The sequence below is a fragment of the Pirellulales bacterium genome, from assembly GCA_036490175.1.
Lineage (GTDB): Bacteria > Planctomycetota > Planctomycetia > Pirellulales > JACPPG01 > JACPPG01.
The window spans coordinates 16,464-29,834 of record DASXEJ010000336.1; the positions used below are offsets into that span (position 1 = coordinate 16,464).

Consider the following 13,371-nt stretch of genomic DNA (forward strand, 5'->3'; position numbering starts at 1 on the left):
AGGGGGGCGCCCAAGCAGGGTGGCCGCGGTGCTAGAAAACCTGCGGTCAGCCGCCGATCTGAAACATCGCGCGATCGGGTTTAACGAATCGATCGCTATTGATGCCGTGACCGGCTTTCTTAGCGCCGACGCACGTGCTTACCAGGTCGGCCAATTCTTCGTCGCTGCCTCCCGCGCGAAGCAGCGCGCGGGCATCCCATTCCACCGTCGAAAACAGGCAGTTGCGCACTTGGCCCTCGGCCGTTAGCCGCAAACGGTTGCAGTCGCCACAGAAGGGTTGGGTCACCGGGTTGATGAAGCCCACCGTGCCATGACCATCGACAAAACGGAAGTCCGTCGCCGGTTGGCTCGGGTCGACGATCGGCAGCGGCTCGAGCGGCGCGATCTCGGCCTCTAGGATGCGGCGGATTTCATCGCCGGCGAGCACCTGAGAATTGTCCCAGGCACCGTCCGCATCGAGGGGCATGAATTCGATGAATCGCAGCTCGAATCCATGATGCCTGGCGAAGTGGCCCAGCGGCACAATCTGTGTCTCGGTGATGCCACGGATGGCCACGGTATTCAGCTTGATGTTTTCAAAGCCGACGCGTTGCGCTGCGAACAATCCCACCACGATGCGTTCGAAACCGTCGCGCCGCGCGATCAGCCGGAACGTCTCGGCATCGAGCGCATCGAGACTGACATTCAAGCGGTGCAGGCCGGCATCCCGCAAGGCCTGGGCATTTTCGGCCAGCAGAATGCCGTTGGTCGTCAGCGCGATGTCTTCAATCCCTGGTACGGCAGCTAAGGCTGCCACCAGGCGTGGCAGATCCTGCCGCACCAGCGGTTCGCCGCCGGTGAGCCGAATCTTGTTCACACCCAGCCCGGCCACCACGCGGGCGAACCGCACGATTTCTTCAAAAGTTAAAATCTCGTGGCGCGGTCTGAACGAGACGTTCTCGGCCGGCATGCAGTAGAAGCAACGAATATTGCACCGATCGGTGACGCTGATCCGCAGGCTATTGTGCACGCGGCCAAAGCCATCGACCAAAGGTCGCACAGTCGTCGAGATGGACGTAGGGCAACTCATATTCGCCATCATCCCCCAGGAACCCGTCTATTGCAACGGACGGCGCGCATCCCCCTCGCACGTCGGCAGACCCGGATGAACCCACTCGGTGGTTCCATCGGCCCAATGTTCCTTCTTCCAGATCGGCACAACCTCTTTAAGTGTATCGATCAGCCACTTGCCGGCGGCGAAGGCCGCTTCGCGGTGGGGCGTGCTGACCGCCACGGCAACGCTCACTTCGCCCAAGGCGACGGCCCCCAACCGATGCACGATCGCGCACTCGACCAGCGGCCAGCGGCGGCGGGCTTCGGCCTCGAGTTCCGCCAGCTTCTGTTGGGCCATGTCCGGAAAGCATTCGTACTCGAGCGACGCGGTCCGGCGCCCGGCAGTGAACTCGCGTGCCGTGCCGAGGAACAACACGACGGCGCCCGCTTGCGCCGAACCGACGCGGGCTAGCAAGCCCGCTATGTCGATTGCGTGAGTGGTCAATTCCACCATAGTTGCTACCCTCCGCTCACCGGCGGAATGCATGCGATTTCGGCCGGTTCGACGATCGTTGCCCCGTCGTCAGCATAATTAGTGCCAATGGCAAACATGACATGCGGTGCAATACGGGCCAACTCGGGGCTATGGCCCGCCAGCGCTTGTCGCAATTGGCCAATCGTGGCCGTCGCTGGCAGTTCCAACTCCAACAAATCGCGGCCGGCGAGCTCGCGGGCGACGGCAAACAACTTCAGGCGCACAATCATGTGACCACCAGATCCTCGCTCCGCGCGGTCAGTAGCGCGGCGGCCTCGGGCATCACGCCGTAGGCTAGGGCGAGCAGCTTGAGCGGGTGAATCGTCGGCTTGCTCGTCCCTTGTTCCATTTGCAGTTTGCAGGCACTGCACTCGGTCGTGCCGGCTTGAAATGTTCCGTCGCGCATGGCCGAAATCAAGCCCCAGCCGGCCCGCAAGCTATTGCGATAATTTATCTGCGCCAGTCCGAAAGTGCCGGCCATTCCCGAGCATCCCCGCTCGGTTTTTTGTACCGACAATCCGGGAATCAATCGCAGCAGACTCTCGCCCGGCGAGCCGATTTCCAGCGCCTTCAGATGGCAGGGTTGGTGATAGCCGAGCGTGGCATTGACCGGCTTGAAATCGAGTTGCAACTTGCCAGTGAGGTGCATTTGCCACAGATAGTGGCAGGCCTCGAATGTATTCGCGGCGACAAGTCGGGTGTCATCGTCGTCGAGCAGCAGCGGATACTCGCGGGTCAGGCAGAGCACGGCCGACGGCTCGCTGGCCACGATTGTATATCCCTGTCGGATAGCCTCGGCCAAGATACGCACGTTGGCCGTGGCCACCTTGCGGGCCGCATCGACCGCTCCGCGCGAGATCATCGACATGCCGCTGGTGGCCTGATCCGGATGGACGTAAACCGGCACACCGTTATGTTCCAGCACGCCCACCAGGGCTTCGGCCAATTGTGGATCGTGGTAATTGGCGTACACATCGACGAAGTAGAGGACCTTGCGTCCGGTGCGGCGCGTGGGATTGGTCAAACGGCGCCGCGCGGCCCGCCGGATAAAGTTTCGCGACGCAAAGCGCGGGAGTTTGCGGCGTTGGGCAATGCCCAACACTTTCTCGACGAACCAGCGCGCCTGGCGGTTGCGAATCACCCAATTGGTGAACGGACTTAACAGCCCGCCAATTACGCCGACCAGGTCGATCCGCGACAGGACCCAATCGTCCAACCGCAGCCCATTGTTGGCGACGTATTGCGCCTTGCCCTCGATCATGAGCTTGGGGATATCGACTCCGGCCGGACACTCGAGCCGGCACATCTGGCAATTGACGCACAGATCTGCGACCTCCTTGAAATCGTCCGAGGCCAGCGTCTTGGGATCCAGTGTGCCGGTCAGAACGCCGCGGATGAGGTTCGCCTTGGCACGGGGCGATGCTTCCTCGGCCGGCGCGAACCGAAAAATCGGACACATGCGGACCGAGCTGTCTTGGGCTCGGCAGGCGCCGCAACCATTGCAGCTGGTCGCCACGTCGGCCAATTCGGCGGCGCTCCAATTCAATGCGAGCTCGACCAAGGCCGGCTCCTCCTCCAGCGGCGTGTCGGCCGCGACCGGTACTTCAGACAGCATGGCCGGCACCAATGCCGGACGAAGATTGCGTGTCATTAGGTCGGGATCGTCGCCGATCACTTTGCCCGGATTGAGGATATTTTGCGGGTCGAAGATGCGTTTTACTTCGCGCAGCACGGGATACAGTTCGCCGAACTGGCGTGCCACGAATTGCGTGCGGCTGAGTCCGTCACCGTGCTCACCACTAATCGTGCCGCCGACGGCAAATACCGCCTCGTACAGATCGCTGGCCAGAGCCGACATGATGCGAACATGGTCGGGGTCGGCCAGATCGAGAAACGGGCGAATGTGCAACTGTCCGTGGCCGGCATGACCGAACAACGACGCTGTGACCTGATGCCGTTTGAGCACGTTCTGCATCTCGACGAGGAAGCCTGCAAGCGCGGCAGGCGGAATCGCGATATCCTCGATAAACGGCAAGGCGCGCGTCGAGCCTTTCAATCGATAAAGCGTCGGCACGACTTTTTGTGCTAAGCGCCAGGAGAGCTCCATGTCGTCCCGGCTGAAGGCTGCCCGCGATTCGATCGCCAATCGCTTGCGCCGCCGCACGCGTTCCGTGAGTTGGCGCATCCGCTCGCGTAGTTCGAGCGGGTCGGGGCTTTCCAATTCCACTAACAACAGGGCTTCGGCTGTCGCTGGAATCATCGACGCGTATTGCGGATCGGTCTCGCGCGCCAAGTTCAAATGACGGCGATCCATCAGATCGCAGGCGATTGGATTGAACGGCAGAATCTCTTCGACGGCGCGGGCCGCGTTTTCCAACGATTCGCAAAGGAACAGCACGGTGCCCAAATGTTTGGGCAGCGGGTGCGTCGTGACGGTCATTTCTGTAAAGAGGGCCAGCGTCCCCTCGGATCCGGCCAGCAGGCGGGGAAGATCGAGATGCCCGTCGCTGAGCACGCCTGCCAGTTCGTAACCACAGCGATTCACCAGGCTCTTGCCCTGGTGTGCGGCGATCGCTGCGGCATGACGCGCGAGTAATTCGGCCAGCTGCGTTACCAGGTTTCGCTTGATCGGATCTGGGTCATTGCTGACACCGTCCAAGAGAGGTTCGCGCCCCACGTCGAGTGGTGTGCCGTCGGCCAGCACAATGCGCAATTGCCTGATGTTGTTGCGGGCTGAGCCGTATTTGAGCCATTTCGATCCGGCGGCGTCGATCGCCACGACGCTGCCCATCGTGGTTACATGGCTCATCGCCGGATCTGGCCCGAACACGCGTCCGTAGGCCGCGATGTATGCGTTCAGACGTTCCAACACCACGCCCGGCTGCACCTGAACCCAATCGGGACCATGGGCCAGGATGCGGCGAAAATCATTGGAAAAATCCAGCACCAGGCCAGGGCCGATCGATTCGCCGGCCAGTCCCGTTCCCGCTCCGCGCGCATGGACGGGAATCAGATTGGTATGGGCGTAGCGGAGGCAAGCCGCCACGTCGGCCGCCGAGCGTGGGCGGATAACGCCCAACGGCTTGATCTGATACAGACTGGCGTCGCTAGCATAGAGTTGCAGGAAGACATCGTCGCAGCGGACCTCTCCGGCGACTAACCCCCGCAAGTCTTCCTGGATCCGCGTGCGCTGTTCGTCCATGGAGACATAGTGCCCAGCCGAGCCGGTCTAGAGGCGTGAATGCGATCGGTCGTTCAGCAGGCAGTTATTAATGATCCGGCGAATCGGGAGGGGAGTGAACTTCTGCGGTGGCACGTGCAACCGCTGAGCTGGGTTGGGCCAGCCGGGCCGCCTGTTGCCGATACTTTTCGTGCGTCTCGAGATTGAATGGCCCATGTTCGGTCATCGACGCCAACTCGCGATACTCGGCGTGGCAGCGGTAGCAAACCAGACTTTCGCCAACCAGGAAAAACAATCCCATATCGGCCAGCGCCGTCGCGGACAAAACTGCGAAGGTCAGATAGGTCCAATAAAAGTACCAGGTCACGCAACTGAGCCCGAACCCGATGACGACGATCGCCAGACCCAGACGCTGGGGGAAATCCTTGCGGACAAACAGGTCGTCGCTGCCGCAGACCAGGCAGCGGTGCAGCTCGGAATTGCTCCAAGCGTCTGACGGCGCCGGCAGCACAGCATGGCACTGCGAGCAGTCGATCAAGGTCGCATTGTCAGCGAAGGAGGCGGCTCCAGTCTCGTGGCAGCGCGGACAGGCAAACGTCACGTTCATCAGGGACAGTTCTGGCAGAAAGATCCACACTCATGGCCCGGCTTCGCCCGGGCCTCACTCCATCATAAAGGCTCAGTTTTCACTGACAACCATAAGTCATTGTAATCAAACGGGATGCACCGGTCCAAATGCCCTAAAAGGTTTGCCCAACTGTTTCTGAGAATGCCCCAGTTTTCCCGGCTATTTCCGTCCGCTACTTACCGGCTGAATTACCGGTTTACTTGCCAAATGCTCCCTCCTCCAAGGGATTGAGGTAGCTGGTTGCAGGCAATGCAGCCGGTGTGATGACCGTTTACTACTGTGACCGGTGCGTTCTCCTTCGGCATTCCTGCTTTGCTCGCAGCAACCCGCACCGATGATAAAAGCTCCTACACTGATTCCCAGTGCAACTGGAACAGTGACCCATCAGAGCGATACGAACCTGACCGTTGCTGCAGATAACCCGGCCCCCCGCCAGCGTATTGTTTGGTGGAATTCGAGTGGTCGCGTTCTGCACATTCACGACGCACGCGTCGCTGCGATAGCCGACTACCGTCGTAGAGCGGGCGACTCTTCCTGTCCATTTGAACTAACAATAAGTTAATCCGCGATTTCCTTGAGACTCCTATGCCCTTCGGGTAGTCTGATCCGAAGTTCGGCCCAGCTTGATTCTTTTGCAGTAGAGAAGGAGTCGCTAGTGAGATCGACAAGAATTCGTGCGTTTCAGGGTGCTGCGATCGCTGTCATTCTGGGCTTAAGCCAAGTAAGCAGTGCTGCGGTCGTCAGCTTCACGGTGGACACCACCGGTGGCGCAACGGGTTTGACCCCCATCGCCAACACAGCAGCCAACATCGGCAAGTACGCGGCGGGTAGCTTCCTCACGCTGAGTGGTAACATTAGTGCTTCAACAAACGGCGTGACGGCCGCCAGTACCTTCGGCGTTACCGCTGGCTCCAGCGGCTCCTTCTCGACCGGAAATCCGGGTAGCCTTACGTCCTACTATGCCGGGACGCTGTTGGCCAACGTGACTCCAACCTCCATTGCGTTCCCTGGCGGAAGCAGTCTTGATGCCAGCGTCTACACCGCGCATTACCCCGAGGTGAGTGGGGCCGCCGTCTTCCTGGCTCCGCAAAGCGGTGGCGGAGCGTCGGGCGTGCCGGGTTCGGATCCCGCCGACTACGGTGCGAGCATCACGCTCAAGACCCCTAGCCTGGTTGTAGCGGCAAGCGGTAACGCTGCATTGCGAAATGCGGTCGCCGATATCTCGCAGACGGGCGGCATCTTGAGCCAGGCCCTGATCGGCACCCCGGGAACCCAAACCTTCACGACCACCGGCAACCTCGGGGTCGCCCTTACGGATGGAGACCTGGATTACAACCTTAAAGGAGCCGTGATACTCGGACAAACCGCTCCGAACATCTTCGGAACTGGTTCGCTTGCCGGAGCCCCAATCGGCGTGAGCGCGGGCGGAGTCGGCACTTTGACAACCGTGATTGTGGACCCCATTCGTCAGATTGAGAATCTGATGCTCACGGTGCCAATCATGTCTACGTTCACTGAAGAGATAACCGGTAGCACAGCAATCACCGTCGCCATCACCCTGACGGGACAAGTCGCCGCTTATGCGACGTATCAAGTGCCAGAGCCAGGGTCGATCGTGATGTTGATCTTCGGTGGACTGGCCCTGATCCCCCTTGGCTATCGCCGACTGCGTAAGCAATATGTCGATCAGGCCTAGTGCTTTGTCAACGCTTAAATTTCGAAAGGACGTTGTCCAGTAGGGAGTTAAAAACAGAAACGCCATATCACAAAGGATAGCCCGATTGGGCGGACAGTAGGCCGGATGCCAATTCCCCCAGGAATGTGGTGATGACGGCCACATACAGGATGCCGGTGGCGCTTTGTGTATTCGGGATTTTCAGCGTTTGCCAGGCCATTGCGGCCAGCACTGCCGTACCGACCAGTCCTCCCAGCCAGCGCAACGAGAGGAACAGCACATCGGTCATGGTGGGCCAGCCGGTGGCGGCTACGTCTTGGCTGAATCCCCAGGCGCACACGCCGGCCCGCAAGACCACGGCCAGGGCCAAGAGTCCCGTCAATCGCCACAGCGGGGCAAGGGGCATCCCCGGTGCGTTCAAGTACCAATGCCCCAGCAGCATGGCGGCCATCGTCGTGCCCAACAGCAGCCCACCGGTCAAAGGATCGAGCCAGGCAAAAACGGGGGACATTAGAAGTGTCTCGCCAGCCGTCGCTGCCAGGCGCGCGGCCGTCAGGTCGGCCGAGGCAACAAGTGCCAGCGCCAGCAGACCCAATCGCGGTCGCTCGTACAGCCACAACACAGCCCCCACGTAGCTGAGCACTGCGGCGGCCACCGACGGCCAGAAGGGATGTGACGACACCTGCCCACCGCCGGTCAACAGTGCGACCAAGACGTTCAGGCCTAAGAGAACATACAAGTTATTGCGGTAATAGCCGCTAGTGACTTGCCGCGGCGAGACCAGCATCATCGCCGCCGCGAGCCCGAACGACAGCCGCAAAATGAACTGGGTGAGCGTCAACACGGGGCGAAGGTATCTTCCGCGAGAGTCCGGACGGTGGCGGAACGGCCGGTAATGGTTTGCAAGGCGGTAGGAGTAAACAAAGCGGAAGCAGTGAGATCGTGCCCGCCGCCGCGCAATGACCGGTTTGGGGCGGCTATGACTTTCGGTTGCCGTAAATCAGGTTCATGATCTCGGAGCGGCTCGACAGGTTGGCACGGAACACGCCACGCATAGCCGACGTTACGCAAACGCTGCCTGGCTTGCGCACGCCACGCACCGTCATGCAGGAATGCGAAGCTTCGATGACCACGGCCACGCCCTTGGCTTGCAGTTCTTCGACTAGCAAATCGGCAATGGTCTCGGTCATCCGCTCTTGAACCTGCGGGCGCTTGGAGACGACTTCGATCACGCGGGCGATCTTACTGAGCCCGATGACCCGGCCATTGGGCAAGTAACCGACATGGGCCTGGCCCATAAACGGAAGCATGTGATGCTCGCACATGCTGTTGAAGCTGATGTCTTTGACGAGCACCACTTCGTCGTATTTCTCCGTGAAAAACTTTTGCAGGTGCTTGCGCGGGTCATCGTGTAGGCCGCTGAACAATTCGGCGTACATTCGCGCGACACGGGCCGGCGTTTCGCGCAGCCCCTCGCGATCGGGATCCTCGCCGACGGCGGCCAGGATCTCGCGCACAGCGCGGCGAATGCGCGCCTGATCGACGGGGCTGGCGGGTTGGGAGCCTGTCGCGGCGGTCGGATGGTCGTCCAATTCGGCCGTGAGCGTCTCAAAAACGGTATCAGCGGAATCCGCCATAACACACTTCCACAGGTTTCACATTGGGGCGTCACTGGATATTAGCGCCGCCTCAGGGGGGGGTCAAGCGGCCTCGACGGCGAACCCCCTCCAATGCGTGGTCGTAACTCTCGTGTACGGCAGAAGATGCCGGTTGCACGAGCTACGACCACACTGGCGTGTTTCATCGCCCGTGGCGCATGTTGGCAGCGCGCCGCCCAGGACGCGTCAGTTGACGCTGAAGTTTGGCGGAAACGATAGATCGTTCTCGGTGCCCCGCTTTGCCAAGTGATCGAGCAGTTGCGCGGCCCGCGAGTAGACGTCGCACTGGGCCAGCAACTCGGCTTTCTGCGCAACGTCCAACGGCAACGTGTAGGCCACGATATCGGTTAGCGTGGCGAGATCGATCTCTTTGCTGAGCAGCTGGGCGAGTGGCCCTTGAACCTCGGTCGTATTGGGCATCGCACCGCGGAAGGCAGAGAACAAGCGGCGGGTGAGCGCCTCTTTATCGGCCGACGATTGGGCCGGAAAGCGATCGACGCAGATTTGGGCCGGCGCGCGGCGAAAACTGGCCATCGGCGGCAATTCCGTTCCCAGGGCAATGCGGGCCACGCCGGCCAATAGCAGGTTGTGCCGGCCGTCGGGCAGGCGGACGTGCGTGGCGATCCGCCCCAAACACGCGATGGGGTGTACGGGGGGCCGCCCCTCGTAGTCGTTTTCCCAGCCGGGTGCCAACACGGCCATGGCCAGCAACCGGTCGTCCGCCAGGGCGTCTTCGAGCATGTCGCAGTAGCGGGGCTCAAAAATGTGCAACGGCTGCAGGACGTGTGGAAACAGAACGAGATTCGGCAGCGGAAACAGCCGTGCCACGCCCGAGAACTCGGCCGGGTCGAATTCGAGGTTGTCAGGTAAGGCCATGATCGACCGAGCGAGAATGTACGACAGCGCGCGACCAGCCCAGCGCAAGTCTAGCTCGAACCGCCGGCAGGGGGCGGAGCCAAATGAATCTCGGGAATTTTCTCGGCCTCGATCTCGACGTCCGGCCGTTCCTCTTCGCTGTCGACAATGCCGGCAAAACAGAGTTGCATTTCGGCGAAAAACTTGTCGAGGTCAATTCCCTCGTGAAACGGCCGGTAGGGCGCCAGGTAACCCAGGCTCGTGTAATACAGCTTTCGTGCGCCGCGGATATTGCCGTTGCCGAAATGGTGCAGTGCCACGGCCGCCTGGATCAGTCCTTGATAGAATTTTCGGGACGCGCCCTGGTACTCGGTCCACAGCTCTTCCCAGGCCTCGTGACTTTCGAAGAAGTCGCATTCGTTAAACAGTTCGATGCCACGCAGATACAGCGGATCGTATTCGGCCGTGGTCATGGCGGACGGGTCTCGGCAAGATGAACAGGCTGCGAATTTTTTGCGAGCCAGTGCGCGATTATAGTCGATGCCGCGGGACGCGACTATCGACGGCCGTCGACGGAAAACTCGCACGAGGCTGACACATGCGCAAGCCATTGCCGCGTCGCGCACTGCTTCGTAGCGTTCGTCCTGCCGACAGATGACATATTGCCTGCCGAAGCGTTTTGACTGCTTGACAGGGAATGCGGTAACTTCAAAAATTGATGCCGGCGCCTCTTCTTGTCTCGATGCGGGAATGTTCACCACCTACGGGATCGGTCCCGACTGGTCGACCGGCGGCACCCTTTTTCTAGGCACGCATGGCAAGCACCGTTACAGCTCGAAGTCATGCGGCCCGCGTGGCGCGCAAGCTTGCGCAGCTCTATCCCGACGCCGAATGCGCGCTGGTTCACGATTCTCCGTTGGAATTGTTGGTTGCGACGATCCTTTCGGCGCAATGTACGGATGCGCGGGTGAATATCGTTACCAAGGAGCTGTTCCAACGCTATCGCACGGCGGCCGACTTTGCCCAGGCGCCGCTTCCCCAACTGGAGAAGGCGATTCAAAGCACCGGCTTCTTTCGCAACAAGGCCAAAAACATCAAGGCTTGTTGCCAGACGCTCGTGGATCGTCACCAGGGCGAGGTTCCGCGCGATATGGAGAGCCTGGTCGTGTTGCCGGGCGTGGGGCGGAAGACAGCCAATGTGGTGCTGGGAACCGCCTTTGGAATTGCCTCGGGCGTGGTCGTCGATACGCACGTGGGCCGGCTCAGCGGGCGGATCGGTCTGACCAAGAGCCAGGATCCGGTCAAAATCGAGCAAGATCTGGTACGCGAGCTGCCAAGCTCGGCGTGGATCGATTTCAGCCACCGTATGATTCAGCACGGCCGCCGGGTTTGCATGGCCCGCAACCCGCAGTGCGGCGCCTGCGGACTGTCCGATATTTGTCCGCGTATCGGCGTGGCCGACCCGGCCCGATCCATCGAAAAGACAAAGCCCGGCCGATCCAAGGCGAGCGCCGCGAAATCGGCCACGATCAAGAAAGCTACGGCGAAGGCGACCAAAACCAAGGTCGGACCTGAAAAGCCGGCGGCCACAAAATCAAGCGCATCGCGGCGCAGAAAAGCCAAGGCGGCGATTCCGGATTGAAGCAGAGTGCGTGACCAAAGGCGGATTGTGTACGACAAGGCGCTAGTGCGGCAGAAATGGTTACAGTGTAGGGGCAACTAACCGACGGTCAGGAAAGCGAGCGAACACGAATGATTCTCTCAGGCCACGAGATTCGCGAGCAACTTGGCGGAAACATCGTCATCGATCCGTTCGATCCCGCGCGGCTGAACCCCAATAGCTACAATTTGTCGCTACACGATGAGGTGCTGATCTATGAAGAGGTCGTCCTCGACATGCTCAAGCCCAATCGTGTGCGACGCATCACGATTCCGCCGCAAGGGCTGGTGCTCAATCCGCATCAACTCTATCTAGGCCGCACCATCGAGCGCACCGAGACGCACAACCTGGTGCCGATGATCGAAGGACGATCGTCGATCGGGCGGCTGGGCCTATTTGTCCACGTCACTGCCGGATTTGGCGACGTCGGCTTTTGCGGCTACTGGACGCTGGAAATGTTCGCCGTGCAGCCGGTGCGCGTTTATCCCGGCGTGCCGATCTGCCAGATCTTCTACCATCAAATCGCCGGCAGCTATACCGAGTACGACAGCGACAAGTATCAGCACAACCACGACATTCAGCCGAGCATGCTGTTCAAGGAACTGAATCCCGAATCGAGCAACGACCCGCAGCTGCAATTGGCCTTCGGCATGGAACGGATGGTCAACTAAGACCAGAAAACACGCTGGAACCACGAATCACACGAATGACAAGAAAGGCGACGAATCTTTTCGAGTCGTTCCTTTTTTCTTGTTTATTCGTGTGATTCGTGGTTGCCAGTCTTTCTTCGTCTTGGCTAACCCGACGTGGTGGCCGATGGCACAGAGAACCGGCGTGCCATGCGTATCGCCGCCGCCCATAAATGCGTTCGACGCATTAAGCCGCAGGGCGAATCGGCGCCATCCGCGCGCCGGCCAGATGCGATCCTACTTATCGCTCGTCGGCAGTTTGAGCGGCGCGTAGTAGGGCTTGTCCCCCAGCGCACGGTACTTGGCCATCCAATTGCGCGTCGCTGCCGGCGTAAACGACCAATCCTGCCGGTGGTAGTTCCAATTGTCGGGACTCAGCGATTGGGCCTCTTTCCAATGCTTTTCGGCGAGCTCGCCTTCCTTGTGCTCTTTAAAATACGTCGCCATCTTGAAATGGGCGTCGGCCAGGGCGAGCGGCGCCGGCCGAGCCGCCAGGCTTTGGCGCAACTCGTCGGGGGTTGATACGAAGCGGCTTTGCGGGCCATGCTCGACCCAGTCGCGCAAGCCAGCCACGTAGTCTGATCCGTTGACCTTGATGCCCAGCAGAGCCACGTTGTGCGAATAGGCGACCTCGGGCGGACGAACGACGTGCCCTTGTTCGTCGACCCACACGCCCGTGGGGACGTTGATCATGTGATACAGCGAGCTGACGACGTGGTCGCGATCGATCAGTGTCGTGTAGGTGGCCTTCGCCTTGTCATACCACTCGCCGGCCACGGCTTCTCCACCCGTATCCTCGGCCACGGCAACGATCTCGAAATTCTTGCCTTTGAGCTCGTCGTACAAAGTCTGCCAGCCCGCCAGGTCGAGCTTGCAGCCACACCACGATGCCCAGGTTACTAGCAGAACTTTCTTGCCACGGAAGTCCGACAGATGGACAAGCTTGCCCGTGCGATCGGGCAGGGCGAAGTCGGGCGCGATGACGCTTTCGAGACTGGCGGCCCGTACGGCCGGGACCTCGCCGAAGCTGAACACGCGGTGCTCTGGTTCGGCGACAATCGATTCATTGAGCGTGCGGGCGAGCTTGGAGAGATTGAAATAGCTTTTCCCATCTTGCTCGCGCAGAAAACCGGCTGCCGGATCGCGCTTGATCGGAATGCACACTGCGCCGCAGCAAGCCCCCTCGAGCTTGAGTTCGAAGCCGTTAATCTGGGCCAGGTCCTCGGGCAACACCCACAAATCGCCATCGGCCACCACCGCATTGGCCAATTCCACTGTCCGGTCGGGCGTAAGCACGGTCACTGTGTCGGCACAGACGATACCCGCCGGGCTGAACATGCACGCGGCGACTACTGGCGCGAGCAACCGACGCATACTGAAATTCATGGCAAGCTCCTGAAAGCCGATGCGAAGCCAGGCGAACGCCAGGCTAGAAATCGTAAAACTAGTACGAGCACA

Annotated in this window: 13 protein-coding genes; 3 read left to right on the forward strand and 10 right to left on the reverse strand. The window is 60.5% G+C overall.

Annotated elements, in window-relative coordinates:
- Positions 1 to 46 precede the first annotated feature (46 nt).
- From moaA to VGG64_25360, 5 genes are all read right to left on the reverse strand, one after another.
- A complete protein-coding gene (gene moaA / locus VGG64_25340; GenBank protein HEY1602955.1) occupies positions 47 to 1,069 on the reverse strand; it encodes a GTP 3',8-cyclase MoaA in 1,023 nt (340 codons plus the stop codon).
- A gap of 27 nt (positions 1,070 to 1,096) precedes the next feature.
- The gene (locus VGG64_25345; protein HEY1602956.1) at positions 1,097 to 1,546 is read right to left on the reverse strand and encodes a molybdenum cofactor biosynthesis protein MoaE; all 450 of its coding nucleotides are present in this window, start codon (positions 1,544 to 1,546) and stop codon (positions 1,097 to 1,099) included.
- 5 nt (positions 1,547 to 1,551) lie between these two features.
- Entirely contained in the window at positions 1,552 to 1,797 is a 246-nt protein-coding gene (locus VGG64_25350; GenBank protein HEY1602957.1) for a MoaD/ThiS family protein, read from the reverse strand.
- Positions 1,794 to 4,769: an anaerobic glycerol-3-phosphate dehydrogenase subunit C gene (locus tag VGG64_25355; GenBank protein ID HEY1602958.1), complete on the reverse strand. Its 2,976-nt coding sequence runs from the start codon at positions 4,767 to 4,769 to the stop codon at positions 1,794 to 1,796. The genes VGG64_25350 and VGG64_25355 overlap by 4 nt, the downstream gene beginning before the upstream one ends.
- 67 nt (positions 4,770 to 4,836) lie before the next feature.
- Entirely contained in the window at positions 4,837 to 5,355 is a 519-nt protein-coding gene (locus tag VGG64_25360; protein ID HEY1602959.1) for a hypothetical protein, read from the reverse strand.
- A 676-nt stretch (positions 5,356 to 6,031) separates the two neighbouring features.
- Here VGG64_25360 and VGG64_25365 point away from each other — a divergent pair.
- Positions 6,032 to 7,072 (forward strand): hypothetical protein, encoded by a 1,041-nt coding sequence (locus tag VGG64_25365; protein ID HEY1602960.1) that lies wholly within the window; start codon positions 6,032 to 6,034, stop codon positions 7,070 to 7,072.
- A gap of 67 nt (positions 7,073 to 7,139) precedes the next feature.
- Here VGG64_25365 and VGG64_25370 read toward each other — a convergent pair whose 3' ends face one another.
- The 4 genes from VGG64_25370 to VGG64_25385 all read right to left on the reverse strand — a co-directional run bounded on the left by VGG64_25370 (position 7,140) and on the right by VGG64_25385 (position 10,037).
- Complete coding sequence (locus VGG64_25370; protein HEY1602961.1) at positions 7,140 to 7,895, reverse strand: hypothetical protein; 756 nt, start codon at positions 7,893 to 7,895, stop codon at positions 7,140 to 7,142.
- A gap of 133 nt (positions 7,896 to 8,028) precedes the next feature.
- Positions 8,029 to 8,688, reverse strand: coding sequence for a GTP cyclohydrolase I FolE (folE, locus tag VGG64_25375; GenBank protein HEY1602962.1), 660 nt, complete (start codon positions 8,686 to 8,688; stop codon positions 8,029 to 8,031).
- A gap of 207 nt (positions 8,689 to 8,895) precedes the next feature.
- Positions 8,896 to 9,585, reverse strand: a complete 690-nt coding sequence (locus VGG64_25380) for an LON peptidase substrate-binding domain-containing protein (protein HEY1602963.1) — start codon at positions 9,583 to 9,585, stop codon at positions 8,896 to 8,898.
- A gap of 50 nt (positions 9,586 to 9,635) precedes the next feature.
- Positions 9,636 to 10,037 (reverse strand): DUF309 domain-containing protein, encoded by a 402-nt coding sequence (locus VGG64_25385; GenBank protein HEY1602964.1) that lies wholly within the window; start codon positions 10,035 to 10,037, stop codon positions 9,636 to 9,638.
- A gap of 341 nt (positions 10,038 to 10,378) precedes the next feature.
- Here VGG64_25385 and nth point away from each other — a divergent pair, with 341 nt between their 5' ends.
- Both nth and dcd read left to right on the forward strand, forming a co-directional pair.
- The gene (gene nth / locus VGG64_25390) at positions 10,379 to 11,206 is read left to right on the forward strand and encodes an endonuclease III (GenBank protein ID HEY1602965.1); all 828 of its coding nucleotides are present in this window, start codon (positions 10,379 to 10,381) and stop codon (positions 11,204 to 11,206) included.
- A 110-nt stretch (positions 11,207 to 11,316) separates the two neighbouring features.
- Positions 11,317 to 11,895, forward strand: a complete 579-nt coding sequence (gene dcd / locus VGG64_25395) for a dCTP deaminase (protein HEY1602966.1) — start codon at positions 11,317 to 11,319, stop codon at positions 11,893 to 11,895.
- Positions 11,896 to 12,150: 255 nt separating this feature from the next.
- Here the strand turns inward: dcd and VGG64_25400 are convergent, their stop codons facing one another.
- Positions 12,151 to 13,299, reverse strand: a complete 1,149-nt coding sequence (locus VGG64_25400; GenBank protein ID HEY1602967.1) for a TlpA disulfide reductase family protein — start codon at positions 13,297 to 13,299, stop codon at positions 12,151 to 12,153.
- Positions 13,300 to 13,371 lie beyond the last annotated feature (72 nt).

Bases quoted from the DNA above. Each gene is read 5' to 3' on its own strand.
- moaA (HEY1602955.1), bottom strand. From the start codon at position 1,069: ATGAGTTGCCCTACGTCCATCTCGACGACTGTGCGACCTTTGGTCGAT.
- VGG64_25345 (HEY1602956.1), bottom strand. From the start codon at position 1,546: ATGGTGGAATTGACCACTCACGCAATCGACATAGCGGGCTTGCTAGCC.
- VGG64_25350 (HEY1602957.1), bottom strand. From the start codon at position 1,797: ATGATTGTGCGCCTGAAGTTGTTTGCCGTCGCCCGCGAGCTCGCCGGC.
- VGG64_25355 (HEY1602958.1), bottom strand. From the start codon at position 4,769: ATGGACGAACAGCGCACGCGGATCCAGGAAGACTTGCGGGGGTTAGTC.
- VGG64_25360 (HEY1602959.1), bottom strand. From the start codon at position 5,355: ATGAACGTGACGTTTGCCTGTCCGCGCTGCCACGAGACTGGAGCCGCC.
- folE (HEY1602962.1), bottom strand. From the start codon at position 8,688: ATGGCGGATTCCGCTGATACCGTTTTTGAGACGCTCACGGCCGAATTG.
- VGG64_25380 (HEY1602963.1), bottom strand. From the start codon at position 9,585: ATGGCCTTACCTGACAACCTCGAATTCGACCCGGCCGAGTTCTCGGGC.
- VGG64_25385 (HEY1602964.1), bottom strand. From the start codon at position 10,037: ATGACCACGGCCGAATACGATCCGCTGTATCTGCGTGGCATCGAACTG.
- nth (HEY1602965.1), top strand. From the start codon at position 10,379: ATGGCAAGCACCGTTACAGCTCGAAGTCATGCGGCCCGCGTGGCGCGC.
- dcd (HEY1602966.1), top strand. From the start codon at position 11,317: ATGATTCTCTCAGGCCACGAGATTCGCGAGCAACTTGGCGGAAACATC.
- VGG64_25400 (HEY1602967.1), bottom strand. From the start codon at position 13,299: ATGAATTTCAGTATGCGTCGGTTGCTCGCGCCAGTAGTCGCCGCGTGC.